The sequence below is a fragment of the Pseudomonas kairouanensis genome, from assembly GCF_004682055.1.
GTDB lineage: Bacteria > Pseudomonadota > Gammaproteobacteria > Pseudomonadales > Pseudomonadaceae > Aquipseudomonas > Aquipseudomonas kairouanensis.
Genome location: NZ_QUZU01000045.1, coordinates 22,841 through 47,134, shown reverse-complemented (window position 1 = coordinate 47,134; position 24,294 = coordinate 22,841). Strand labels below are relative to the sequence as shown.

The following is a 24,294-nucleotide window of genomic DNA, read 5'->3' as shown; positions in this document are numbered from 1 at the left end:
GTGGGTCAGTCAATACATCCGGTGACTGACAGACCGTATTCGCGAGCAAGCCCACTCCCACATTGACCGAGGCTGACTTGATACCGGTGAGCTCCCTCAATCGCCGTAGATATCGGCTTTGAAATACTGCTGCGAAATCTTCTGGTACTCCCCGCTCGCCCGAATCCCGTCAATCGCCGTGTTCAACTCGCTGACCAACGCCTCATTACCTTTGCGCACCGCAATCCCCGCACCCTCACCCACGTATTTAGGGTCTTTGAGCTCCGGCCCGACAAATGCATAGCCCTTGCCCCGTGGCATCTGCAAGAAGTCATTGAGCGGGATGGTATCGGCAAAAATCGCATCCAGGCGCCCCGCCGCCAGGTCCATATAGATCTCTTCGTTGTTGCTGTAGCGCTTGACGTTGATGCCCTTGGGCTCGAACACCTCGGTGGCATAGCGGTCGGTGGTGGTGGCGCGCTGCACGCCGACGGTCTTGCCCTTGAGGCTGGCGTACTGGTCGTCCACCACGGCGCCGTCCTTCATCACCAGGCGCGAGGAGGTGAAGTAGTACTTGTGGGTGAAGTCCACCGACTTCTTGCGGTCTTCGTTGATGGTCATGGACGACAGGGCCATGTCGATTTTCTTCACCTTGAGGGAAGGAATCAGCCCATCGAACTCACCTTCGACCCACACGCACTTGACCTTCATCTGTGCGCACAGTGCATTGCCAATGTCGTAGTCAAAACCGACGATCTTGCCCTCCTCGGTCTTGGACGCAAACGGCGGGTACGCGGCCTCGATGCCGATGCGCAGGGTTTTCTCGGCGGCCAGCATTGGGCCAGACGCAAGCAGGCCAAGGGCCAGGGCGGTGATGAGAGGGAGTTTCTTCATGGGGACGATCTCGCAAGTTGTTGTTGATTTGGCAAGAGTGAAGAAAAAGACGAAACGGGAGCGACTGCTTTTGTACTTATAATTCCATACTGGACTTTTATGTCTTTATCGTCAATCGCAGTTGTAGCGCGTATGCACCAGCACCCGCGTAAACGGCGGCGCGGCCCTGGCGCCTTCACGTGCCCCGCGAATCCAGCGCACCGCCGCGGCCATCTCGCCGACAAAATCGTGAGACACCACATAGTCCATCACCCCGGACTCCAGCATGGCCCGGGTGTGCACGGTCAATTCATGACCAACAAACACCGGGCGTCGCTCGGCGGCGAGGGTGCCGATGGCTTGGGCCACGCCCCGATTGGCGCCGGCCACGTTGTAGATCGCGGCCGGGCAATCGTGCTTGGCGAAGTAACGCATCAACTGCTCGGCCGTGGTTTCGGGGCTATCGTCGGACATCATCCGCTCATCGATTTTCAAGTGGGGAAACTCCGCCCGCAGTACCCGCCGAAAGCCCATCTCACGCTCCTGCTGGCAGCGAAACGCCATGCTGGTAACCAGCAAAATCTTGGCCTTCTGCCGCGCCAGCGCATTGCCAATCAACAACCCGGCAACGCTGCCAGCGGCGTACTGGTCGTTGCCCACATAGGCGCTGCGCCCCGAGTTGGGCAGGTCGGTGGTCAGGCACACCACCGGGATGCCCTGGCGGCACAAGGCGCGAACCGCGCGGTTAATGGCCGGGTGCTCGCGGGACACCACGATCACGCCGTCGGCCGAGGCGCCATCGGCCTGGACGTGGTCGGCGAACGTCGCCGGGTCAACCTGGTTGGAAGGCAGGAAATGGCCATGCACCACCGCGCCGGGGGTGGAACCGTTGATCACCTCTTGAGCGCTGGCCAGAGTGGCGTTGAAGGTTTCGCCCGACTCGCAGAACAACTTGATGTGCAAAGTGGCGGTGCCATTGGCCATGTCCTGCTTGAGCTTATCCAGCGCCGCCAACACTTTTAGCCGTGTGTTTTCCCGCACGTTCAAACGGTTGTTGAGCACCCGATCCACAGTGGCGACGCCAACACGGGCCACCTTGGCAATCTGCTCAACGGTGGGGCCTTTCCAAAGCTGCGAGGGAATTCTAGAAGGCATGGACAACGCGCCAATAGTGATGGAATTGCCATCAGTTATAACGCTTTAACCACCATTATCCGAGTAGGAGCCGCAGCGATATCTGATGGAGTTCCCATCAATCTTTGCCCTTGCTCGTCCTTGAACGAAGGGTCCGCGCTGCCAATAATCCCCTCCATAACAACCACAACAACTCATCTGGACCACCAAGGATCCTCTCTATGAAGCTGGGATTTGTCACCGATACCCTGGGCTCCCTGCCCCTGGGCGATGTGCTCAAGCACGCCGAACGCATGGGCCTGTCGGGCCTGGAAGTGAACACCGGCGGCTGGTCCACCGCGCCGCACATCAACTTAAAACAGATGCTCCAAAGCAATGCCGCACGCCGGGATTTCACCCACAGCTTCGAGCAGCACAACTTGGAAATCATCGCCCTCAACGCCAACGGCAACCCGTTGCACCCAACCCAGCCGGAACAGGCCCAGTGCCTCAAGGATACGATCCGTCTGGCTGGCGAGCTGGGGATCAAGACCGTGTGCACCATGTCTGGCTTGCCCGAAGGCCAGGCCGGCGACCGCATGCCCAACTGGGTGGTCGCCTCCTGGCCGCCAGAAACCCAGACCATCCTGCGCTATCAATGGGAAGAGCGCCTGCTGCCGTTCTGGAGCGACATCGCCGACCTGGCCAAGGCCCATGGTGTAGAACGCATCGCCCTGGAACTGCACGGCAGCCAATGCGTGTACAACGTACGCTCGCTGCTCAAGCTGCGCGGCGCCATCGGCCCGCTGATCGGCGCCAACCTGGACCCGTCCCACCTGTTCTGGATGGGCGCCGACCCACTGGCCGCCGCCGACGCCTTGGGCGATGCGCTGTACCACGTGCACGCCAAGGACACGATGCTTAACGCGCCGGTACAAGCGGTGGATTCGCTGCTGGAAAACGGCTCGCTGATGGACGTGTCGGCGCGCAGCTGGTCGTACATCACCCTCGGCTTCGGCCATGGTGAAGAGTGGTGGCGCCAGTTCTGCTACCGCCTGAAAATGGCCGGCTACGACGGCTGGCTGTCCCTGGAACACGAAGACGTGCTGCTCAACAGCCTCGAAGGCCTGGAGAAATCCGTGGCGCTGCTCAAGGGCGTGATGCCCGTTGCCGCCAGCGATTTCAAGCCACAGGCAATCTGACTGCCTGCCAGCGGCGTGATGGCAAAAAAAGCCATCACGCCGCTATTAACAATCATTCTCGTTTGTTATATTGCGCCGCGCTTGCTTCCATGGCTGTCAGGTAGCTTTATGTCCGGCTCAGATCTCAAGGCGCTTTACCTCGCCCATCGCGGTGAAATCCAGGCTTACCTGGACCGCCGTCTACGCTGCAAGGAAACCGCAGCCGACCTGACGCAGGACGCGTTCATTCGCCTATCGGAGCAGATGGGCCGCACCCGCATCGAAAATTTCCGCGCCTATTTGTTCTCTGCCGCGCGCAACCTGTTCATCGACCACACCCGCCGCCAGGAACACCGCAAGGGCGAGCCGCTGGACCTACAGGAACCCGGCACACTCGAACAGCCCAGCCCCACCCTGGAACAAGCCGCCATCGCCAACCAGCAATTGGCAACCCTCAACGACGTGCTGCACACCATGCCCGAGCCCTGCCGCGTCGTATTTTTGCTGGTGCGGGTCGAAGGCCTCACCTACGTCGAGATCGGCGAACGCCTGGGGATTTCCCCCAAAACCGCCTACAGCCGCATGGTGCGCGCCCTGGACTTGTTGAAGCAGGGCATGCCCGAGTGAGCGCGTTCACTTATACTCGCCGCCTGACCGGTTTTTGTTGAATTGATTAACCCATGAGTGTTGAACCGCCGCGCCTGCTCCCGCCCCTCGCCCGCCCGGATGACGCCAGTCACCAGGCCAGTGAGTGGTTTGCCTTGCTCCAGGCAGGCATGCCAACCCCGGCCGAGCGCGAAGCACTGGCCCAGTGGCTGGCCGCCGACCCGCGCAATGCTCAGGCGTATGCCCACCTGGAGAAGGTCTGGGCGGCAACTGCGCTGCTGGCACCGCCCAAGGTTCAAGCGCCACAACTGTCTCGACGGCGCTTTGTTGGTTTGGCCGCCGCCGCCAGTGTGGCGGTGGTTGCCACCAGTGCGGGCACCCTGTGGCTCAAGGGCGTCAGCTCGCCGTTTGCCGATGTGCGCACCGCCGTGGGCGAACGACGCAGCGTGCAATTGCCCGACGGCTCGACGGTGGAACTGGCAGGCAATACCGCACTCAACCTGAATTTTTCCGCCACCCAACGCTCGGTGGAACTGCTGCAAGGTGAAGCGTTTTTCACGGTGCAGCCTAAAGCCTCCGGGGAGTTTTCAGTACAGACCCAAGCCGGTCGCGTGCTGACGCCCCAGGCCGACTTCTGCCTGGCCTGCGACGGGGCCAACGCGCAGCTGAGCGTGAGCCGCAACACCGTCCGCGTGATCACCCCCAACCAACAAACCGACCTGGGCGAAGGCCTCTCCCTGCGGTTCAGCACCACGCAAACCGGGGCGATCCAACGCGCCGAACTCGAACAGGTATTGGCCTGGCGCAACGGTCGCCTGGTGTTCTTCGACACACCGCTGCTCACCGTGGTCAACCAACTGCAACGCTGGCGTGAAGGCAAGATTTTCATCCCCGATCCACACCTGGCCGCACGCCGGGTCAGCCTGATCCTCAACCTCAATCGCCCCGACCAGATGCTCGACGTGTTGTCCAAAGCCCTGGCCGTACGCATGACCCGCTACACCGACCTGGTCACCCTGATCCAACCGGCCTAATCGCAAATAATTCACATCGCCATCAGGTATCGCCGAGTTTCATCCGTCCTAGAGGGATTGATAGCGCGACCTCATAGGGAACCACCTGAATGGCAAAGCATCCTCAACCCACCCAGCACTGGCGCGCCGCCGCCCTCGCCTGCAGCCTGCTCATGGGTGCGGTCCCGGCCTATGCGGCGCCGGCACCGGGCACCTCGGTGGATAAGCTGTCGCTGAACATCCCGGCCCAGTCACTGCGCCAGGCACTGTTGGTGTTCAGCCAGCAGTCGGGGCAGAACGTGCTGCTGGACGGCAACCTCGATGCCGCCTTGCGCAGCTCGGCGGTGGTGGGGGTGTACTCGCCGGAACAGGCCCTGGCCGAATTGCTCAAGGGCAGCGGCTATGGCTTTTCGCGCACCGACGCGGCCACCCTGTACCTGGTGCCCCTGCCCCAGCAGGCGGACGGCATGACCCTGCCTGCTATCCACATTCAGGACTACGCAGGGCAAGACGGCGGCGCGAGCGTCGGCTACCTGGGCAAGCCGAAGTCCACCACCACCAAGCTCGGCCTCACCGACAAGCAAACCCCGCAGGCCGTCACCGTGGTCACCCGCGAACAGCTGGACGATTTCAAGCTCAACAGCGTCAAAGAGGCCTTGCGCAGCGCGCCGTCGGTGACCGTGGAGCAGTTCGAAACCGACCGTACTGCCTTCACCTCCCGTGGTTTCAAGATCGAGAACTTCGAATTCGATGGCATGGGCCTGCCGTTCTCCGGCGGCGTGCTGGTGGGTGAGCAGGACATGACCGAGTTCGAACAGGTCGATGTGCTGCACGGCGCCAACGGCTTGATGAGTGGCGCGGGTGACCCCTCGGCCACCGTCAACCTGGTGCGCAAGCGCCCCACCGACACCTTCCAGGCCCGTATCGATGCCAGCGGCGGCTCCTGGGACAACCGGCGCCTGGCCCTGGATGTATCGGGCCCGCTGACCGACGGTGGCAACGTGCGCGGGCGCTTTATCACCTCCCACGACAAGGGCAACTCCTACCTCGACAACTACAGCCACGAAGTCAACGTGATGGCGGGTTTGCTGGCCTTCGACCTGTCCGATGCCGACACCCTCACCGTAGGCTTCTCCCAGCAAGACAGCCAATCCAACGGAAGCACCTGGGGCGGCTTGCCGATTGCCGACTACTTAGGCAACCGCATCCACTACAGCAGCCGCAGCAGCAGCGTGGGCCAGCCGTGGACCTACTGGAATATCCAGACCCAGCGCGCCTTCGCAGAACTCGTCCACGCCTTCGACAATGGCTGGACCAGCACCCTCACCGTGTCCGGTATGAGCCAGCACTCCGACACCAAAATGCTCTACGCCATCCCGATCACCGCCGACACGGTCGCCGCCTATATCAACCGCACCACCAGCACCGAGCATCAGGTGGCGGCCGAAGGGCAATTGTCCGGGCCGTTCAGCCTGTTGGGCCGTGAGCATGAGTTGACCCTGGGCGCCAACTACGGCCGCCTGCACCACACCGAGCGCGGCCACTACCGCACCTCGTCGGGTAATCAAGTAGAAAACCTGGAGGACGTGCTGGCCGGCAACGTGGTGGAGCCGGAGATGAACTACACCGACGACCTCAACACCCAACGGTTCACCGACCGCCAAAAAAGCCTGTTCGCCGGTGCGCGCTTCAGCCTTACCGACGACCTGCACTGGATCGCCGGTGCGCGCATGCTCAGCGCCGATGGCGACGGCATGGGCTACGGCTCGCCCCACAACACCCGGGTACACGGCAAAGTCACGCCCTACACGGGCCTGGTCTATGACCTGACGCCACAGTGGAGCCTCTACACCAGCTGGACCGAGATCTTCAAACCGCAATACCTGCGCAGCACTGCCGGCGGCATCATCGAACCACTGGAAGGCAAAAGCATGGAAGTCGGCGTGAAGGGCCGCCTGCTGGATGAGCGCCTGGGCGTCACCGCCGCCGTGTTCAAGACCGAGCAACAAAACGTCGCCGAGGCCACCGGAGCCATCGTCAACGGCCAATACGTGTATCGCGGCGTCGACTACAAGAGCCGTGGCGTGGAGCTGGAAGCCAACGGTGAAATCCTCACCGGCCTGTCCCTCAGTGGCGGTTATACCTACGTGCATATCGAGGACAACAATGGCGAACGCGCCCGCCAGTACGTGCCCACCCACAGCGTACGCGGCAGCCTGACCTATCGCCTGCCCGGCTTGCCCAAAGCCAAGATCGGCAGCCGCGTGCAATGGCAAAGCCACACCGAGGTCGACAGCAACAGCCGCGTGTACCAAGACGCCTACGCCCTGGTGGACCTGATGGGCAGCTACGACTTCGACGAGCACTGGAGCACCTCGCTTAACCTGAACAACGTCACCGACCAGAAGTACCTGCTGTCGCTCTACCAGGCCGCCGGTTCCACCAACTACGGCGCGCCGCGCAACCTCACCGCGTCAGTCACCTGGAAATACTGAGCATGAGTTTTTTGCACAACCCATCGGTGTTTCTGCGGGTTCATCTCTAGATTTATGCGTGCCTATACTCGGTTCAGCCACCCGGCTGAGCCGGGGGCCAGTCCTACAACAAGTCCCTACAACAATAATCAAGGACACCGACCATGACGCACCCCTTCCTGGCCGCCCGGGATTTTCTGCTCGCCCACCGCACCGACTATGCCACCGCCGCACGGGACTTCCGCTGGCCGCAACTGGATGCGTTCAACTGGGCGCTGGATTACTTCGATGTGATGGCCGAAGGCAACTCAGCCACTGCGCTATGGATCGTCGAGGAAGATGGCAGCGAGCAACGCTACAGCTTCCAGCAACTGTCTGCGCGCTCCAACCAGGTGGCCAATCACTTGCGTTCCCTGGGCGTGCGTCGCGGTGATCGGGTGCTGCTGATGCTGGGCAACGACGTGGCGTTGTGGGACACCATGCTCGCCGCGTTCAAGCTGGGCGCCGTGGTCATTCCTGCCACTGCCCTGCTGAACCCGGATGATTTGCGCGACCGTATCGAACGTGGGCAGGTACGTCATTTGGTGGTGGGTGAAGCCTATGTCGGCAAATTTGCCGGGCTGGCCGAGGGTTGCAGCCGCATCTGTGTCGGCGCGGCGCCCGCTGGTTGGGTGGCCCATGACGCCGCCTTTGAGTATTCCGAGCAGTTCGAAGCCGAGGGCCAAACCCACGCCACCGACCCGATGCTGTTGTATTTCACCTCCGGCACCACCTCCAAACCGAAGATGGTGCTGCACAGCCACCAGAGTTACCCGGTGGGCCACCTCTCGACCATGTACTGGATCGGCCTGCAACCGGGCGACCTGCACCTGAATATCTCCTCCCCCGGCTGGGCCAAGCATGCCTGGAGTTGCCTGTTTGCGCCGTGGAATGCCGGGGCATGCATCTTTATCCATAACGTCGCGCGGTTCAGCGCACCCGCCCTGCTCACGGCGCTGGAACGCTATGGCGTGACCAGCCTGTGCGCGCCGCCCACGGTGTGGCGCATGCTGATCCAGGAAGACCTGGCCAGCTATAAATCGCGCTTGAACCTGCGGGAACTGGTGGGTGCCGGCGAACCGCTGAACCCGGAAATCATCGAACAGATCCAGCACGCCTGGGGCTTGCCGCTGCGCGATGGCTTCGGCCAATCGGAAACCACTGCACTGGTGGGCAATACGCCGGGCCAGTTGCTCAAGCCCGGTTCCATGGGCAGGCCGTTGCCGGGGTATCAGGTTGCATTGTTGGACCCGGACGGCCTGCCCGCCACTGAAGGCGAAGTCGCCCTCCCCCTGGACGTACGCCCGCTAGGCCTGATGCTCTGCTACGAAGACAGCCCGGAAAAAACCGCCGAAGTGATGCGCGACGGCTACTACCGCACCGGCGATACCGCGCAGATCGACGCCGACGGCTATATCACCTTTGTTGGCCGTGCCGACGATGTGTTCAAGGCCTCCGACTACCGCATCAGCCCGTTCGAACTGGAAAGCGCGCTGATCGAACACCCGGCGGTGATGGAAGTGGCCGTGGTGCCCAGCCCCGATCCTTTGCGCCTGGCGGTGCCCAAGGCCTTCCTGATCCTGGCCCACGACGCCCCAGGTAGCCATGAACTGGCACGCCACATCCTGGCGTTTGCCCGCGACAACCTGGCGCCGTACAAGCGGGTGCGGCGTATCGAGTTTGTGAGCGAGTTGCCCAAGACCATCTCCGGCAAGATCCGCCGCGTGGAGTTGCGGCAGATGGAGGTGGTGCGGCGCCAGAGTGAGACGCGGGGGGAACAGGAATATTTCGAGGAAGATTTTGTAGTGACTACCCCCACGGTGTAACTGCCTGACTCGGTTCAAAATGTGTGAGGGAAACTAATGTGGGAGGGGGCAAGCCCCCTCCCACATTTTGGATTGAGGGGTGTCAGCAGCACTCTAAGCAGCTGACCTAATCCTCCTGAATACTTGCCTGATCCTGCGAACTTATCGACCACCGGATACATTGCCCTTGCGCGGTGGTCTAGAGTTCGACAATAAGCGGCCACTGCATTCATAAAGGCCGCACCTACCGTCGATCAGCAGGTGAGCCATGCAATTACGTATTAACCAACAGACCTATCAGGTCGATGCGGACGCGGACACACCGTTGCTGTGGGTGATCCGCGATGACCTGGGGCTGACCGGCACCAAGTACGGTTGCGGCCTGGCCCAGTGCGGCGCGTGTTCGGTACTGGTGGACGGCAACGTGGTGCGCAGTTGCGTCACCCCGGTAGCCGGTGTGGTCGGGCGCGAAATCACCACCATCGAGGCCATCGAGGCCGATGACGTGGGCAAGCGCGTGGTGGCGACCTGGGTCGAGCGTCAGGTGGCGCAATGCGGTTACTGCCAGTCCGGGCAGGTGATGGCCGCCACCGCTCTGCTCAAGCACACCCCCGCGCCCAATGACGCGCAGATCGAAGCGGCGATGATCAACCTGTGCCGCTGCGGCACCTATAACGCTATCCGCACCGCCATGCATGACCTGGCCAAGCCGGAGCGTGCCTGATGAATACACCCAAAGACCTATTTGATGCGCCGGTGAATTTGTCGCGCCGACGCTTTTTGGCCAGTACCGCCGTGGGTGCGCTGGTGATCGGTTTCGGGCTGCCGCTGGGTACTTCCAGGGTGCAGGCTGCCACCGCCGCTGAACGCGGCACTCAAGTGCCGGCTTTCCTGGAAATTCGCCCGGACGGCAGCGTGCACCTGCTCAGCCCCTTTATGGAAGGTGGCCAAGGCACCCACACCGCAATGGCGCAGATTGTCGGCGAAGAACTTGACGCCGACCCCGCCACTTTCGTGGTCGAGGCCGCGCCGCCCGGTGAAGCCTATGTGGTGATGGAAAACGGCATGCGCATTACCGGCGGCAGCATGTCGGTGCGCATGAGCTACCCCACCATGCGTCGTCTGGGCGCCCTGGCGCGTACCATGCTGCTGCAGGCGGGCGCTTCGCAATTGGGCGTGCCGGTGGCCGAGTTGACCACCCAACCAGGCCGCGTGGTGCATACGGCGTCTGGCCGGTCCCTGGGTTACGGTGAGTTGGCCGGCCTTGCCCTGGATATGCCCGTGCCCGACCCGGCCAGTGTGAAGCTGCGCGACCCCAGCCAGTTCCGCTGGATCGGCAAGCCGGTAAAACGCCTGGATGCCTACGACAAATCCACCGGCAAGGCCATGTACAGCATCGACCAGAAGGTCGACGGCATGCTCCACGCCGCCGTGCAACACGCGCCGCGCCTGGGCATGACCGTGGGCAGCCTGCGCAACCAGGCGCAAGTGGAAGCCATGAAAGGCGTGCATTCGGTTCACCAACTGCCCGGCGCCGTGGCGGTGGTGGCCGAACGCTGGTGGCACGCCAAGCGCGCGGTGGAAGCGATTCAAGTCGACTGGCAGGAACCCGGTGCCGATGCGACCGTGCGGGTGATGCCGGCGGACTTTTCCAGCGATGGCTTCCGCGACTTTCTTGCCGCCCAGCAAGGCCCGGCGCGGGATGACGAAAACGAAGGCGATGTGGCCGGCGCACTGGCAGGCGCCAAGACCAAGGTCGAAGCGACTTATCACAACCAGTATCTGCACCACGCCCAGCTGGAGCCGCCATCGGCCCTGGCGCGGTTCAACCCCGACGGCACGCTGGATGTGTGGCTGCCCAACCAGGCCCCCGACATGTTCCGCGCCGATATCGCCAAGCGTACCGGCCTGGCTATCGAGCAAATCAACCTGCACTCGCCGTTGCTGGGCGGTTTTTTCGGCCGGCATTTCCTGTATGACTCGGCCAGCCCCTACCCGCAGGCGATCACGTTGGCCAAGGCGGTGGGCCGTCCGGTCAAGTTGATCTGGAGCCGCGAGGAAGAGTTCCTGCGTGATGTATTGCGCCCGGTGGCGGTGGTCAAGTTCCGCGCCGCGCTGGACGACAAAGGCCTGCCGACCGCCATTGAAGCGGTGAGTGCCACTGAAGGCCCCACCGAGGCCATTGCCGGCAAACAGGGCGAAAAGCTTGACCCCACAGCCCTCGAAGGCTTGTCGGGCAAGGCCTATGCGATCCCCAACAAACGCATCGCGCAAATCTACGTCAAGGGTCCGGCCATGCTGGGCTACTGGCGCTCGGTGGGCAATTCCCTGAATGACTTCTTCTACGAGGCATTTTTGGATGAATTGGCCGACAAGGGCGGCCACGACCCTTACGAGTTGCGCCTGCATCTGCTGCGCGACAACCCACGGTTGACCACGCTGTTGCAGGCGGTGGGCGAACTGTCCGGTGGCTGGAAGCGCGGCCCCTACACCGCCGAAGATGGCACCCGCAGAGCCCGTGGCGTGGCCATGGCCTCGCCATTCGGCTCCCATGCGGCGGTGGTCGCCGAAGTGTCGATTGAAAACGGCCAGGTCAAAGTGCACCAGATCTGGCAAGCCATCGACCCAGGCAGCATCGTCAACCCGGCGATTGTCGAGGCCCAGGTCAATGGCGCGGTGTCCCTGGGCTTGTCCCAGGCCTTGCTGGAAGAGGCGGTGTATGTGGACGGCAAGCCACGGGCGCGCAACTACGACCTGTATCCGATTCTGCCGCCGTCGCGCATGGCCCAGGTGCATGTGCGGATTGTCGAGAGTGGCGAAAAAATGGGCGGCATTGGCGAGCCTCCGTTGCCCGCCGTGGCACCGGCCGTGGCCAATGCGGTGGCGCAGTTGACCGGCCAGCGCATCCGCAGCTTGCCTTTGAGCCGACACACTTTCAGCTAACCGACAGAGACCGCCCATGAACAACCGTCGATTCGTAAGAACCGCAGGCTGGCTGGCGCTGCCCTGCCTGGTCGCCGCAGGTGTGCTGGCCTGGTACGTCACCCGCCAGCCCGCCTCACCGCTTGAACAAACCCCCACTGTGGACGCCGCCTTGGTCAGCCGTGGCGAATACGTCGCGCGTTTGAGCGACTGCGTGGCCTGCCACAGCCTGCCGGGCAAGACACCATTTGCCGGCGGCCTGGAAATGGCCACGCCGCTGGGGGCCATCCACGCCACCAATATCACCCCGGATCGAGAACACGGCATCGGCGCCTACAGCCTGGCCGACTTCGACCGTGCCGTGCGCCATGGCGTGGCGCCCGGTGGCCGCAGGCTTTACCCGGCCATGCCCTACCCTTCCTATGTGAAGCTCAGCGACGATGATGTGCGTGCGCTGTACGCGTTCTTTATGAAAGGCGTACAACCGGCCAACGAGCCGAATATCCCCAGCGACATTCCCTGGCCGCTCAACCTGCGCTGGCCCATTGCATTGTGGAACGGCGTGTTCGCCCCCAGCGAACCCTACGCCGCCAAGCCCGATCAGGATGCGCTGTGGAACCGTGGTGCCTACATCGTCCAAGGCCCCGGCCATTGCGGCAGTTGCCATACGCCGCGCGGCCTGGCCTTCAACGAAAAGGCGCTGGACGAATCCGGCAAGCCTTTCCTCGCCGGTGCCCTGCTCGACGGCTGGTACGCCCCCAGCCTGCGCCAAGACCCCAACACCGGCCTGGGCCGCTGGACCGAGCCGCAGATCGTGCAGTTCCTCAAGACCGGTCGCAACCAGCATGCGGTGGTGTACGGCTCAATGACCGAGGCGTTCAACAACTCCACGCAATTCATGCAGGACGACGACCTGGCGGCCATCGCCCGCTACCTCAAGTCACTGCCGGGGGACCCACAGCGTGACGGCACGCCTTGGCAATACCAGACGGCCGCCGCCGATACCGGGCCGGGCGCCCACACCTATGCGACGCGCTGTGCGTCCTGCCACGGCCTGGACGGCAAGGGCCAACCGGAGTGGATGCCACCGTTGGCCGGCGCTACATCGGCATTGGCTGCAGAAAGCGCCTCGGCCATCAACATCACCCTCAACGGCTCGCAGCGCATCGTGACCGCGGGTGTGCCGGATGCCTACCGGATGCCGGCGTTTCGTGAACAGCTGTCTGACCAGGAAATCGCCCAGGTACTGAGCTATGTGCGCAGCACCTGGGGCAACAAAGGCGGCGCGGTGGACGCGCAAGCGGTGGGCAAGCTGCGTGGGCATACTGACCCTGCGAGCAGCAGCCCGATTATTTTGCATATGCGCTGACTATCTGAGCTGGACCTGATTGGGGAGCACACCGCGATCCCCTGTGGGAGGGGGCTTGCCCCCGATGGCGGTGTGTCTGTTGGTGCATGTGCCGGCTGACACACCGCTATCGTGGGCAAGCCCACTCCCCCATTTTGATCGGTGCCAAGCCTGCTATCTGACTACCCCTGTGGTTTGATGTGTGCCAACCCTGGCACCTGAGTACACCGCCACCCCCTCTTGCACCACCACGCAGCAAGAGCCCTTGCGCAGCGCACATTCAGTGCACCAGTTCCCCTTCTTCCAGCACCGCCCCCTGTGATTTCAAGGCCGCAAAGGATTGGCACGCTTCATGCCTCTGTATATTTATTCAAGTTACTTGAATGAAATTACCGACCTTTCAAGGGGAATGACGATGATGCGATTCACGTTAAAAGCACTGTCCTTGTCGCTGGCTGCGCTGTGCAGTGTGTCCGTGGCCCATGCCGACGATCTGTTGCAGCGGATCAAGCAGAAAAACGAGATCGTGGTGGCGACGGAAGCGCGTTTCGCGCCATTCGAATCCGTTGAGAACGGCAAGATCGTCGGCTACGGCGCCGACCTGATGCACTACGTGCTCGACGCCGACCTGCCGGGGGTCAAGGTGCGCCAGTTGGACCTGCCCTTCCAGGGCATCCTGCCTGGCCTGGACACCAAGAAGTTCGACTTCGTGGTCACCTCGGTCACAGTCAACAAGGCGCGTTTCGAACAGTTCGCCTTTACTGTGCCAATCGCCGAATCCACCGTGGCCCTGCTCAAGCGCGCCGACGACGCCAACGTCAAGACCCTGGCCGATCTCAACGGCCGCGTGATCGGCTCCCAAGCCGGCTCCGGGCAACTGGCGGTATTGCAGGCGCTGGATGCCAAGCTCAAGGCCGAAGGCCAACCGGGCCTCAAGCGCATCAAGGAATACGTCGGTTTTGACGAAGCCTATGCGGACCTCGCCAACGGTCGCCTGGATGGCGTGGCCCAATCGCTGTCCAACCTCGGCCCGTTGATGAAAGCCCGCCCCGGCGTGTTCAGCACCCTGCCCGAGATGGTCGGCCCAGTGACCTACTTTGGTTGGGTCGGCCGCAAAGACGCCGACAGCGCCAGCCTGGTCAAACTGTTCAGCGACGGCATCGCCCGCGCCTCGAAGGACGGCACCCTCAAGACCCTGCAAGACAAATGGTTCGGCTTCACCATGCAATTGCCCACCGACGCCATGCCGGTGCCGAGCATCTGATGAACGATTTCAGCAGCCGTCTCGCCCTGTATTGGCCGGCCTTGCTCGATGGTGCATGGACCACCCTGTGGCTGTGCAGCATCGCCATGCTGCTGGGCTTTGCGCTGGGGGTGCTCATTCACCTGTTGGCCAACGGCCGCAGCCGGGTGGGCGTGGCCTTTACCCGGGTCTACGTGAGTTTCTTTCGCGGCACGCCAATGCTGGCGCAACTGCTGCTGATCTTTTACCTGCCCTCGGCCCTGGGCCTGGACATTCCACCCATGGTCGCCGCAGCGGCGGCGCTGGCCTTGAACACGGCGGCCTACCAGTCGCAGATCCTCAGCAGCGGCTTTGCGGCGATCCCTCGCGGGCAGCTGGAAGCGGCGTCGATATTCGCCCTGGGCAAGTACAACACCCTGGTGCATATCCAATTGCCCCAGGTGCTGCGACTGACCTTGCCGGCGCTGATTTCCGAGCTGATCGATGTGATCAAGGTGTCGGCGGTGGTTTCGGTGATTTCCATTACCGACTTGATGCGCGTCAGCCAACAGTTGGTGTCGCAAACCTATCGCCCGCTTGAGGTGTACCTGGTGGCGGCGCTGTTCTACCTGGTGCTGACCAGCCTGTTGAGCGTGCTCGGCAGCCTGTTGGAACGCCGCTGGAAGGAGCGCACCTGATGCACGAAGTCTTGAGTTACCTGCCGGATTTTGCCGACGCACTGCTGGTGACCCTGGGCATCAGCCTGGCCGCCGCCGTGATCGGTTTGGCCGCAGGCTTTGGCCTGAACGCCCTGCGCCTGCGGGTGCCGGGGTTTGCCCTGGTGTACCGCGTGTATGTGTGGCTGATCCGTGGCACGCCGTTTTTGGCGCAGCTGGCAGTGATCTATTTCGGCCTGCCGGTGATCGGCCTGCGCCTGGAAGCCGTGGAGGCCAGCATCCTCGCACTGGCGCTGTATAGCGCTGCGTATTTTGCCGAGTTGTTCCGCTCGGCCTGGGCCAGCGTGCCCCATGGCCAGGTGGAAGCGGCGCGGGTGCATGGCCTGTCGCAAAGCCAAGTGTTCTGGCATGTGCAGGCACCCCAGGCCCTGGCCTTCGCCCTGCCCTTGCTGGGCAACCAGGTGATTTTGACCATCAAGGAAAGCGCCGTGACCTCGATCATCACCGTGCCCGAACTGACCATGACCGCCGGGCGCATCGTGTCCACCACCTTTTCTTATGTCATGCCCTACGCCCTGCTGGTATTGAGCTACTGGCTGCTGACCACCGCGGTCGCGGCCGTGGCGCGCAGCCTGGCGCGGCGCATGACTCGCCATCTACGAGGCTGACCGGATGAGCAACCTACCGCTTCTTGAACTGCGCGGCGTGGGCAAGTCCTACGGCGCCAACCGCGTACTGCGCGGCTTTGACCTGCAGGTGCAAGCCGGTGAAATCGTCTCGCTGATCGGGCCCTCAGGCTCCGGCAAGACCACCGCCCTGCGCTGCATGAATTTTCTGGAACGCTACGACGAAGGCGAAGTGTGGATCGACGGCCAACTGCTGGGCTATAGCGGCCCGGGCCGACAAGTGAGCGATTGCGACAGCGAAGCCAAGGTCGATGAAGTGCGTAACCCGCTGTCCATGGTGTTCCAGCAATTCAACCTGTGGCCCCACATGACGGTGCGCGAAAACGTCATGGCGCCGTTGGTGCTGGGCAAGCGCATGGCTAAATCCGATGCGCGCACTTTAGCCGACCACGCACTGGCCCGCGTCGGCCTGGCCGCCAAGGCCGATGCCTACCCGGCGCGGCTGTCGGGCGGCCAGCAGCAACGCGTCGGCATTGCCCGCGCACTGGCGGTGAAACCACGCCTGATGCTGCTGGACGAGCCCACCTCGGCCCTCGACCCGGAGCTGGTGGAAGAAGTGCTGCAAGTGATCCGCAGCCTCGCCGACGACGGCATGACCATGGTCATGGTCACCCACGAGATGAGCTTCGCCGCGCAGATTTCCGATGTGGTGGTGTTTATGGAAGCCGGGCAGATCATCGAGACCGGCGCGCCCCAAGGGCTGTTCAATGCGCCGAAGACCGAGCGCCTGCAACAGTTCCTCAAACCCTGGTTCAACCGCAGCCTGCAGGTGACGTCATGACCGCACTCGCCGTTTCATCCACGCGCTTGCAAGGCCTGCTGGATACCCTGGCCACCTTCGGCCCCAGCGCCAATGGCGGCATGAACCGCCAGGCCTTGTCGGAAGAAGATTTCCAAGCCCGTGCCTGGCTGATCGACGAAGCGCGCAAGCTCAGCTGCACCGTCTGGACCGACGCTTGTGCCAACCTGTTTTTGCGCCGTGACGGCCTTGAAGACCTGCCACCGGTGATGACCGGCAGCCACATCGACACCCAACCCACCGGCGGCACGCTGGACGGGTGCTACGGCGTCATGGCCGGCCTCGAATGCCTGCATGCCTTGCACGACGCCAATGTGCGCACCCGCCGCCCCATCGAAGTGGTGGTCTGGACCAACGAAGAAGGCAGCCGTTTCAGCCCCGGTGCCATGGGGTCCAGCGCCTACGTCGAACCGGCGCGGCTGGCTGCCTATCGCAACAATTTGGACAAGGACGGCGTGTCGGTGGGCCAGGCACTGGACGCCCACGCCCTGCGATTTGCCGACATCCCGTTGCGCGACAAGATCCAAACCCACGCCTTCGTCGAACTGCATATCGAACAAGGCCCGGTGCTGGAACAGGCCGATATCCCCCTGGGCGTGGTCTCGGGCATCCAGGGTGTGCGCTGGTACCAGGTGCGTTGCACAGGCGCCTCGGCCCACGCCGGTACCACGCCGCACTCGATGCGCAACGATGCGATGCTGCAGGCCATGGATGCCGTCAGGCACATCGATGCACTGGCCGATACCCTGGCCGGTGACGACAAGCGCCTGACCTTCGGCCGCTGGAACGTGCACCCCAATGCGATCAACACGATTGCCGGTGAAGTGACCTTCAGCATCGATTTCCGTCACGCCGACCCAGCCGTTCTCGCCGCTTTCGATACGCAGTTGAGCACTTGCCTGCCGACCCATGCCGAGCTGACAAGCCTGTTCAGCCATGCGCCGACGGCATTCGATTCCAAGGTCATCGAGGTACTCGAACACGCCTGCGACGCCACCGGCCTGCCGTGGCAACGCATCCGCTCGGGCGCCTTCCACGACGCCATGTACCTGGCCGAGCACTGCCCCACCGCCATGCTGTTCGTCCCCAGCCGCGACGGCATCAGCCACAACCCGCTGGAATTCACCGAACCCACGCAACTGCTGGCGGGCACCCAGGCCTTGGCCTGGAGCCTGGTTGCACTTGCCGAACAACCCTGAACCCATAGGAACCCAATATGACCCACGTTACCCATAGCCACGACTACCCAGCCTGCTGCCAACCCGACAACGGCAACTCCCTGGGCATCAACGCCACCCTCAAGGAACCCATCTCGGTGGACGGCACCCCGGTGCTCGGCGAAACCTACACCGTACCCGCCCGCTGCGGCCGCGCCGTGCGCCTCAAGGCCGGTGAAGTGATCAAGATCGTCAACACCCATGGCACCCAGGTGTGCGACACCTGGCTGTTCAACAGTGAAGACCTGAGCGAGTTCCTCTCCATGGAACATGCCCGCGCCCACTGCAACAGCATCATTCCCAAGGCCGGTGATGACCTGTTCAGCAACCGTCGCCGCAGCATCGGCACCCTGCTCACCGACACCTCACCGGGCATCCACGACACCCTGATGGCCGCCTGCGACCTGCACCGCTACACCAACCTGGGCGTGGTGGGTTACCACGACAGCTGCGCCGACAACATGCGCCTGGCCCTGGCCGCCATTGGCCTGCGCGCCCACGAAGTGCCGCAGCCGTTCAACCTGTGGATGAACATCCCGGTCAAGCCAGACTACAGCGTCGAGTGGCTGCCACCGGTGTCCAAGGCCGGTGACTATGTGGAGATCCGCGCCGAGATGGACGTGGTGGTGGTGATGTCGGCCTGCCCGCAGGACATCGTGCCGATCAACGACCTGAACCCGGTGGAAGTGACCTTCTCGGTTCACGCCTGAGGCGCCAACGCGCAGTAGACGACAGGCGTCCGTGACCCTAGGATGCCTGTCGCATCATTGAATGCCCTTTTTTCACCCGAGGCCTGCATGTCCACACCCAGCAAACCGCCTGTCACCAAAGCCCTGCACTCCGATGGCCTGCCCAGCCTGAGCGTGCGCCTGCGCCATGCACGCAAGGTGGCCGGGCTGACCCTCAAGCAGGTGGCGGTGGCCGCCGGTTGTTCCGAAAGCCTGATCTCCAAGCTGGAAAACGACGCCGCCTCGCCGTCCCTGGCCATGCTGCACCGCCTGGCCATCGCGCTGGGCAGCAACGTGTCCGAATTGACCAGCGAAGAATGGGTATCCGAAGAGCCGGTACTGCGTGCCGGTGCGCGGCAAATCAACCGGTTCGCCAATGGAGCGAAGAAGGGCTATATCGACCTGGAGCGCATCACCCACCTGCAAAAAGGCGGGTTGCTGCAGGGCGATATCCATATCGTGGCGCCGGGGATGGTCAGTGACATGATCGAGCATGCCGGTGAAGAAATGGGCTACGTGATCGAAGGCAGCCTGGAGCTGACCTTGGGTGACACCACCTACACGTTGAACGCAGGGGATTCGTTCCACTTTCCCAGCAATGTGCCCCATGGGTATCGCAATGGCACCGACAGCGTTGCGCGCATCCTGTGGATCAACACCCCTGCTACCTTCTAAACACAGGCGCACCGCAAACGTGCGTCTTTTCTACCCAGGTGACAGTTTCCGGGGCGTGAAACCCACTGAGACAAACGTTCATTTCCTTTAAAAACATAAACATAGCGTTTATGGCCTGAAGCTTGCTTTTGAAACAGCGCCGCACCTAGCGGTACTCGTTTCCCCCATCCCCTTGCGATGGGCGACCCAGCCTCAACGATGCGGTTGGTGTCTCCAAGCGAAACGACTCACACATTCAGCCGACAGCGTCGTCGGTATGAGAAATCAGGCCCTCCTTCCCCCGCCTGCATTTCTTCCCAGTCCTTTCCTCTTCCAGCGCAACTGCCCAAAGGCGGCGGTGGACGTTTGGGCCTGGGTTCCAGGAGTCTTCCGAATGGCTATGAATCGTCGTGCTTTCCTGCGTACGTCCGCTATTTCTGCTGCTGCATTGTCCACCTTGAGCTTGAAGAGCTTTTCGGCGTTTGCCGCCGATGACGCGATCAACATCGCCTCGCTCTACGACAACTCCGGTGGCCTGGACATCTATGGCAAGCCCATCGTCGACGCCCTCACCTTCGCGGTCGAAGAACTCAACGGCGCTGGCGGCCTACTGGGTCGCCCGCTCAACCTGATCAAGTACGACACCCAGTCGAACATGCAGCTCTACGCCCAATACGCCCAGCAGGCGGCCCTCAAGGACCGCGCCGCAGTGGTGCATGCCGGTATCACCTCGGCCTCGCGGGAGGTGGTGCGCCCGGTGCTCGACCGCTACAAGACCCTGTACTTCTACAACAACCAGTACGAAGGCGGCGTGTGTGACCGCAACGTGTTTGCCACCGGCGTGACCCCTGGGCAGACCGTGGAAAAACTGGTGTCCCACGTCACGAAAAAATGGGGCAAGAAGGTCTACATCGTCGCGGCCGACTACAACTACGGGCAGATCGTCACCGCCTGGGTGAAGAAGTACGTCGAGCAGGCCGGCGGCGAAAGCGTGGGCATCGAGTTCTTCCCGCTGGACGTGACCAACTTCGGCGCGACCATTTCCAAGATCCAGGAAGCCAAGCCGGACTTCGTGTGGTCGGCGCTGGTGGGCGGCGCGCACATGTCGTTTTACCGCCAATGGAAAGCCGCGGGCATGACCGGCAAGTTGCCGATTGCCTCCACCACCTTCGCCGGAGGCAACGAGCACATTGTGCTCTCGCCCGAGGAGTGCAACGGCATCCTGATCTGCCAGAACTATGTGCAGGAACTGGCCACGCCGCAGAACCAGGCGTTCGTCGAGCGTTTCCACAAACGCTTTGGTGCCGGCTACCCCTACATCACCGAACTGGCCATGGGCGCCTACCAGGGCATGATGCTGTGGGCCGAAGGCGTGCGCCAGGCCGGCACGGTGGAGCGCATGGCGGTCACCCAGGCCCTGGAAAAAGGCATCACCCTGGACCTGCCCAGCGGCAAGGTCAGCGTTGACCCGGCCACCCACCACTGCATCCTCGACGTGCACATCGCCGAGGTGCGCGACCGCCGCCTGGAAGTGGTGGAAAGCTTTGCCCAGCAAGCGCCGTCCGACACCGCCGCCGTGTGCGACCTGGTGAAGAACCCGCGCGACGCCAAACAATACAGCCTCGCGCTGTAAGGAGGCCGTCATGGATTGGGCTGCCATTTTTTCCCTGCAAATCGTGGGCGCCATCGCCACGCTGGTGCTGCTGAGCATCGGCCTGGCGGTGGTGTTCGGGATGATGAAGATCATCAACCTGGCCCACGGTGAATTCATGATGCTCGGCGGTTACGTGGCCGTGCTCGCTACCCATCACCTGCATGTGCCCATCTGGATCTCGATCCTGGTGCTGGCGCCTTTGACCGTGGGGTTGTTCGGCATGCTGGTGGAGCGCCTGCTGGTGCGTCACCTGTATGGCCGCATGATCGACACCATGCTCGCCACCTGGGGCCTGAGCCTGGCCCTGACCGGCGCGGCCACCATGCTGTTTGGCAATACTACGGTGGGCATCAGCTCGCCGTTGCCGGGCATCAGCATCGGCGCTTATCAAACCAGCGGCTACGGCCTGTTCGTGATCGGTGTGGCCGTGGCCGTACTGCTGGGCATGTGGGCGCTGCTGCGCTTTACCCACTTTGGCCTGTGTGCCCGCGCCACCATGCAAAACGCCAAGATGGCGGCGGCGTTGGGGGCCAACCCTGGGCGCATCTACAGCCTCACGTTTGGCCTGGGCGCGGCGCTGGCCGGTCTGGGTGGTGCGGTGTTGGCGCCGCTCACCGGGGTGATCCCGACGCTTGGTGCCAGCTATATCGCCAAGGCGTTCATCACCGTGATCGGCGGCGGCAGTGCAGTCATCACCGGCACCCTGAGCGCCGCCAGTGGCTTTGGGGTGATCAGCCAGGTGGTGACGTTCTTCAGCACCCCGGTGTTCGGTGAAGTGGCGTTGCTGCTGGCGGCCATTGTGTTGATCCGGGTTTTGCCCCAGGGCATTACCGGTCGTTTCTTTCGGAGGGCGTTCTGATGCCTGTTGATACCCGCACCCTGCTACCGGTGCTCGGCTGCGCCCTGGCCGCCGTGCTGGTGGCGGTCCTGCCGCAGTGGCTGGACCTGTTTACCTTATTGTCCCTGACCATCTACCTGGTAATGGCGCTGTTGGCCCTGAGCCTGGCGTTTATCTGGGGTTTTGGCGGCATCCTGTGTTTTGGCCAGGCGGCATTTTTCGGCCTGGGGGCCTATGCCTATGCCATTGGTGTGATCAACCTCGGCGACAGCACCTGGCCGGTGTTGCTGGCGATCGCGGTACCTGCACTGGTGGCGGCGGCCATGGGGTATTTCATGTTCTATGGGGGCATCAGTGACGTGTACCTGGGGGTGATCACCCTGGCGGTCACCCTGATTCTGTTCAATGTGATGAACTCCACGTCCGGCTCCGAGTACCACATCGGCAGCGCCTTGCTCGGTGGTTTCAATGGCATCCCGGCGATCCCCACCCTCAATGTGCCGTTCAACCCCGACCGCGTGCTGGAGCCGGAAACCCTGTTCCAAGTGATCGGTGGTGCGTTGATCCTGTGCTACCTGGGCCTGCGCGCCCTGCTCGCCAGCCGTTTCGGCAAAGTGGTAGTAGCGATTCGTGAAAACGAACAACGCGCCGGTCTGCTGGGCTATGACACGCGCCTGCACAAGTTGATCGTGTTCAGCCTCGGCGGCGGCATCGCTGGCTTGGCCGGTTGCCTGTTCGCCAACTGGGGCGCGTTTGTCAGCCCCGGCGTGTTTGGGCTGGCGCAATCGGCGCAGATCATCATCTGGGTCATCGTCGGCGGGCGCGGCACCTTGTTCGGGCCGATCCTGGCGTGCATTGGCATCCAGGCGCTGATGGCGCGCCTGGGTGAGCAACAGCATGTGGACAGCGGCTTTGTGCTGGGCCTGATTCTGCTGGTGTTTGTGATGCTGTTGCCACGAGGCTTGCTGCCGACGTTGAGCGGTTTTCTATCGCGTGTTTTCCAGCGTCGCCCACGATCTATGCCTGCACAGGAGCGCGCACTATGAGCCTGTTGCAAACCCAAGGCCTGGGCGTGAGCTTTGGCGGCGTGCATGCGGTCAAAGAGGTGGACTTCACCCTGGAGCGCGGCGAACTGCGCTGCCTGATCGGGCCCAATGGCGCGGGCAAAAGCACCTTTTTCAAGATGCTCAGCGGCCAGCTCAAACCCACCCGTGGTGTGTGCCACTTCAAGGGCCAGCGTATTTCCGGGCTGGCACCGCACAAGGTTGCCCAGCTCGGCATCGGCATCAAGACCCAGGCCCCCAGCGTGTTCGACGGCCTGGACGTGCTGGAAAACCTGCGCCTGGCCGCCAGCCGCCAACAAGCCCCTGGCCAAGCCCGTGCCACCGCCGAAGCGACCCTGGAACGCATTGGTCTGACCGAGTTGCGCAACCGCCTGGTGGGCGACCTGGCCCACGGCCAACGCCAATGGGTGGAACTGGGCATGATCCTCGCCTCGCGCCCGGAGCTGGTACTGCTGGACGAACCCGCCGCTGGCATGACCTACCAGGAAGTGCGCAAGACCGCCGCGCTGATCAAGGAAATCAACGCCCACAGCACCGTGGTGGTAGTGGAGCACGACATGGAATTTATCCGCTTGATCGCCGGCACCGTCACCGTGTTCAACCAAGGCGCGATCCTGGCCCAAGGCAGTTTTGCCGAAGTCACCCAAGACCCCGCCGTGCGCGAAGCCTACCTGGGCAAGCAGGAGATCAAACATGCTTGAAGTCATCGGTTTATCCGCCGGTTACGGCCGTATCCCTGTGCTGCGCGACATTCGCTTGAGCTGCGCCGCCAACACCTGTGTAGGCGTGCTGGGGCGTAATGGCATGGGCAAGACCACCTTGCTGCGTGCGCTGATGGGGGAAATACCCGCCATGGCTGGCAGCCTGCATTTCGATGGCGAGGACTTGAGCCGCGCCGCCGCCCACCAGCGCGCCCGCGCCGGTATCGGCTATGTGCCCCAAGGCCGGCAGATCTTCCCGTTCTTGAGCGTGCGGGAAAACCTGCGCATGGGCTGCGTGAAGGATTTTGCCAAGGCCGACGCCACCATCGAACGCATCCTTGCGTATTTCCCGCGCCTACAACGCCTGCTCGACCAACCGGGCGGCGCGCTGTCGGGTGGTGAACAGCAGTTGCTGGCCCTGGCCCGCTGCCTGTGTGGCGAGCCGAACATCATCCTGCTGGACGAGCCTACCGAAGGCATCCAGCCCTCGATCTGCGACGAAATCATCGAAACCCTGCAACGCCTGCGGGTGGAGCAAAGCCTGGCGGTGATCCTGGTGGAGCAAGACATTGAATTTTTGAGTGCCTTGTCCGACCGCATCCTGATCATCGAGAACGGCCAACTGGTGGACGAGGTCGACCCGGCCCACACCAGCGCCGAGGCCATCGCCGAGCGCTTCATGGGCTTTCATGCATAAGGAA

22 protein-coding genes are annotated in these 24,294 nt (G+C 62.8%); 20 read left to right on the top strand and 2 right to left on the bottom strand.

Annotated features, from left to right (window positions below):
• Positions 1 to 96 precede the first annotated feature (96 nt).
• Positions 97 to 873: an ABC transporter substrate-binding protein gene (locus DYL59_RS25945; protein ID WP_135291753.1), complete on the bottom strand. Its 777-nt coding sequence runs from the start codon at positions 871 to 873 to the stop codon at positions 97 to 99.
• A gap of 111 nt (positions 874 to 984) precedes the next feature.
• Positions 985 to 2,007, bottom strand: coding sequence for a LacI family DNA-binding transcriptional regulator (locus DYL59_RS25940; RefSeq protein ID WP_135291752.1), 1,023 nt, complete (start codon positions 2,005 to 2,007; stop codon positions 985 to 987).
• A gap of 200 nt (positions 2,008 to 2,207) precedes the next feature.
• Between DYL59_RS25940 and DYL59_RS25935 the strand changes: the two genes are divergently transcribed.
• The 20 genes from DYL59_RS25935 (at position 2,208) to DYL59_RS25840 (ending at position 24,290) form a co-directional block, all read left to right on the top strand.
• Positions 2,208 to 3,167 (top strand): sugar phosphate isomerase/epimerase family protein, encoded by a 960-nt coding sequence (locus DYL59_RS25935; RefSeq protein ID WP_135291751.1) that lies wholly within the window; start codon positions 2,208 to 2,210, stop codon positions 3,165 to 3,167.
• Between the two features lie 108 nt (positions 3,168 to 3,275).
• Positions 3,276 to 3,773, top strand: coding sequence for an RNA polymerase sigma factor (locus DYL59_RS25930; RefSeq protein ID WP_135291750.1), 498 nt, complete (start codon positions 3,276 to 3,278; stop codon positions 3,771 to 3,773).
• 53 nt (positions 3,774 to 3,826) lie between these two features.
• The gene (locus DYL59_RS25925; RefSeq protein ID WP_135291749.1) at positions 3,827 to 4,786 is read left to right on the top strand and encodes a FecR family protein; all 960 of its coding nucleotides are present in this window, start codon (positions 3,827 to 3,829) and stop codon (positions 4,784 to 4,786) included.
• Between the two features lie 89 nt (positions 4,787 to 4,875).
• Positions 4,876 to 7,260, top strand: coding sequence for a TonB-dependent siderophore receptor (locus DYL59_RS25920; protein WP_135291748.1), 2,385 nt, complete (start codon positions 4,876 to 4,878; stop codon positions 7,258 to 7,260).
• 143 nt (positions 7,261 to 7,403) lie between these two features.
• The gene (locus DYL59_RS25915) at positions 7,404 to 9,104 is read left to right on the top strand and encodes an AMP-binding protein (RefSeq protein ID WP_135291747.1); all 1,701 of its coding nucleotides are present in this window, start codon (positions 7,404 to 7,406) and stop codon (positions 9,102 to 9,104) included.
• 247 nt (positions 9,105 to 9,351) lie between these two features.
• Positions 9,352 to 9,807, top strand: a complete 456-nt coding sequence (locus tag DYL59_RS25910; RefSeq protein ID WP_135291746.1) for a (2Fe-2S)-binding protein — start codon at positions 9,352 to 9,354, stop codon at positions 9,805 to 9,807.
• Positions 9,807 to 12,026 carry a xanthine dehydrogenase family protein molybdopterin-binding subunit gene (locus DYL59_RS25905; protein ID WP_135291745.1) on the top strand — a complete coding sequence of 740 codons (2,220 nt, stop codon included), beginning with the start codon at positions 9,807 to 9,809 and terminating at the stop codon, positions 12,024 to 12,026. The genes DYL59_RS25910 and DYL59_RS25905 overlap by 1 nt, the downstream gene beginning before the upstream one ends.
• Before the next feature lie 16 nt (positions 12,027 to 12,042).
• Positions 12,043 to 13,374 carry a c-type cytochrome gene (locus DYL59_RS25900; protein WP_135291744.1) on the top strand — a complete coding sequence of 444 codons (1,332 nt, stop codon included), beginning with the start codon at positions 12,043 to 12,045 and terminating at the stop codon, positions 13,372 to 13,374.
• Positions 13,375 to 13,768: 394 nt separating this feature from the next.
• On the top strand, positions 13,769 to 14,617 hold the full coding sequence (locus DYL59_RS25895; protein ID WP_135291743.1) for a transporter substrate-binding domain-containing protein: 849 nt from the start codon (positions 13,769 to 13,771) through the stop codon (positions 14,615 to 14,617).
• Complete coding sequence (locus DYL59_RS25890; RefSeq protein ID WP_135291742.1) at positions 14,617 to 15,273, top strand: amino acid ABC transporter permease; 657 nt, start codon at positions 14,617 to 14,619, stop codon at positions 15,271 to 15,273. Before DYL59_RS25895 ends, DYL59_RS25890 begins: the two co-directional genes overlap by 1 nt.
• Positions 15,273 to 15,920, top strand: coding sequence for an amino acid ABC transporter permease (locus DYL59_RS25885; protein ID WP_135291741.1), 648 nt, complete (start codon positions 15,273 to 15,275; stop codon positions 15,918 to 15,920). Before DYL59_RS25890 ends, DYL59_RS25885 begins: the two co-directional genes overlap by 1 nt.
• Positions 15,921 to 15,924: 4 nt before the next feature.
• Entirely contained in the window at positions 15,925 to 16,719 is a 795-nt protein-coding gene (locus DYL59_RS25880) for an amino acid ABC transporter ATP-binding protein (protein ID WP_135291740.1), read from the top strand.
• Entirely contained in the window at positions 16,716 to 17,936 is a 1,221-nt protein-coding gene (locus DYL59_RS25875) for a M20 family metallo-hydrolase (protein ID WP_135291739.1), read from the top strand. Before DYL59_RS25880 ends, DYL59_RS25875 begins: the two co-directional genes overlap by 4 nt.
• A 17-nt stretch (positions 17,937 to 17,953) precedes the next feature.
• Positions 17,954 to 18,664: a DUF1989 domain-containing protein gene (locus tag DYL59_RS25870; protein WP_167496717.1), complete on the top strand. Its 711-nt coding sequence runs from the start codon at positions 17,954 to 17,956 to the stop codon at positions 18,662 to 18,664.
• Between the two features lie 87 nt (positions 18,665 to 18,751).
• Positions 18,752 to 19,357 carry a cupin domain-containing protein gene (locus DYL59_RS25865; RefSeq protein WP_135291738.1) on the top strand — a complete coding sequence of 202 codons (606 nt, stop codon included), beginning with the start codon at positions 18,752 to 18,754 and terminating at the stop codon, positions 19,355 to 19,357.
• Positions 19,358 to 19,730: 373 nt separating this feature from the next.
• Positions 19,731 to 20,969, top strand: coding sequence for an urea ABC transporter substrate-binding protein (locus tag DYL59_RS25860; RefSeq protein WP_135291737.1), 1,239 nt, complete (start codon positions 19,731 to 19,733; stop codon positions 20,967 to 20,969).
• Between the two features lie 10 nt (positions 20,970 to 20,979).
• Positions 20,980 to 21,849 carry an ABC transporter permease subunit gene (locus DYL59_RS25855; protein ID WP_135291736.1) on the top strand — a complete coding sequence of 290 codons (870 nt, stop codon included), beginning with the start codon at positions 20,980 to 20,982 and terminating at the stop codon, positions 21,847 to 21,849.
• Positions 21,849 to 22,874, top strand: a complete 1,026-nt coding sequence (locus tag DYL59_RS25850; protein ID WP_135291735.1) for an ABC transporter permease subunit — start codon at positions 21,849 to 21,851, stop codon at positions 22,872 to 22,874. Before DYL59_RS25855 ends, DYL59_RS25850 begins: the two co-directional genes overlap by 1 nt.
• Positions 22,871 to 23,593, top strand: a complete 723-nt coding sequence (locus DYL59_RS25845) for an ATP-binding cassette domain-containing protein (protein WP_135291734.1) — start codon at positions 22,871 to 22,873, stop codon at positions 23,591 to 23,593. The genes DYL59_RS25850 and DYL59_RS25845 overlap by 4 nt, the downstream gene beginning before the upstream one ends.
• Complete coding sequence (locus DYL59_RS25840) at positions 23,586 to 24,290, top strand: ABC transporter ATP-binding protein (protein ID WP_135291733.1); 705 nt, start codon at positions 23,586 to 23,588, stop codon at positions 24,288 to 24,290. Before DYL59_RS25845 ends, DYL59_RS25840 begins: the two co-directional genes overlap by 8 nt.
• Positions 24,291 to 24,294: the final 4 nt, after the last annotated feature.

Excerpts from the sequence above, each read along its gene's own strand:
- DYL59_RS25930 (WP_135291750.1), top strand. The coding sequence starts at position 3,276 with ATGTCCGGCTCAGATCTCAAGGCGCTTTACCTCGCCCATCGCGGTGAA.
- DYL59_RS25870 (WP_167496717.1), top strand. The coding sequence starts at position 17,954 with ATGACCCACGTTACCCATAGCCACGACTACCCAGCCTGCTGCCAACCC.
- DYL59_RS25860 (WP_135291737.1), top strand. The coding sequence starts at position 19,731 with ATGGCTATGAATCGTCGTGCTTTCCTGCGTACGTCCGCTATTTCTGCT.
- DYL59_RS25875 (WP_135291739.1), top strand. The coding sequence starts at position 16,716 with ATGACCGCACTCGCCGTTTCATCCACGCGCTTGCAAGGCCTGCTGGAT.
- DYL59_RS25850 (WP_135291735.1), top strand. The coding sequence starts at position 21,849 with ATGCCTGTTGATACCCGCACCCTGCTACCGGTGCTCGGCTGCGCCCTG.
- DYL59_RS25895 (WP_135291743.1), top strand. The coding sequence starts at position 13,769 with ATGATGCGATTCACGTTAAAAGCACTGTCCTTGTCGCTGGCTGCGCTG.
- DYL59_RS25925 (WP_135291749.1), top strand. The coding sequence starts at position 3,827 with ATGAGTGTTGAACCGCCGCGCCTGCTCCCGCCCCTCGCCCGCCCGGAT.
- DYL59_RS25940 (WP_135291752.1), bottom strand. The coding sequence starts at position 2,007 with ATGCCTTCTAGAATTCCCTCGCAGCTTTGGAAAGGCCCCACCGTTGAG.
- DYL59_RS25855 (WP_135291736.1), top strand. The coding sequence starts at position 20,980 with ATGGATTGGGCTGCCATTTTTTCCCTGCAAATCGTGGGCGCCATCGCC.
- DYL59_RS25890 (WP_135291742.1), top strand. The coding sequence starts at position 14,617 with ATGAACGATTTCAGCAGCCGTCTCGCCCTGTATTGGCCGGCCTTGCTC.
- DYL59_RS25900 (WP_135291744.1), top strand. The coding sequence starts at position 12,043 with ATGAACAACCGTCGATTCGTAAGAACCGCAGGCTGGCTGGCGCTGCCC.
- DYL59_RS25910 (WP_135291746.1), top strand. The coding sequence starts at position 9,352 with ATGCAATTACGTATTAACCAACAGACCTATCAGGTCGATGCGGACGCG.
- DYL59_RS25885 (WP_135291741.1), top strand. The coding sequence starts at position 15,273 with ATGCACGAAGTCTTGAGTTACCTGCCGGATTTTGCCGACGCACTGCTG.
- DYL59_RS25945 (WP_135291753.1), bottom strand. The coding sequence starts at position 873 with ATGAAGAAACTCCCTCTCATCACCGCCCTGGCCCTTGGCCTGCTTGCG.
- DYL59_RS25920 (WP_135291748.1), top strand. The coding sequence starts at position 4,876 with ATGGCAAAGCATCCTCAACCCACCCAGCACTGGCGCGCCGCCGCCCTC.
- DYL59_RS25880 (WP_135291740.1), top strand. The coding sequence starts at position 15,925 with ATGAGCAACCTACCGCTTCTTGAACTGCGCGGCGTGGGCAAGTCCTAC.
- DYL59_RS25905 (WP_135291745.1), top strand. The coding sequence starts at position 9,807 with ATGAATACACCCAAAGACCTATTTGATGCGCCGGTGAATTTGTCGCGC.
- DYL59_RS25935 (WP_135291751.1), top strand. The coding sequence starts at position 2,208 with ATGAAGCTGGGATTTGTCACCGATACCCTGGGCTCCCTGCCCCTGGGC.
- DYL59_RS25840 (WP_135291733.1), top strand. The coding sequence starts at position 23,586 with ATGCTTGAAGTCATCGGTTTATCCGCCGGTTACGGCCGTATCCCTGTG.
- DYL59_RS25845 (WP_135291734.1), top strand. The coding sequence starts at position 22,871 with ATGAGCCTGTTGCAAACCCAAGGCCTGGGCGTGAGCTTTGGCGGCGTG.
- DYL59_RS25915 (WP_135291747.1), top strand. The coding sequence starts at position 7,404 with ATGACGCACCCCTTCCTGGCCGCCCGGGATTTTCTGCTCGCCCACCGC.
- DYL59_RS25865 (WP_135291738.1), top strand. The coding sequence starts at position 18,752 with ATGTCCACACCCAGCAAACCGCCTGTCACCAAAGCCCTGCACTCCGAT.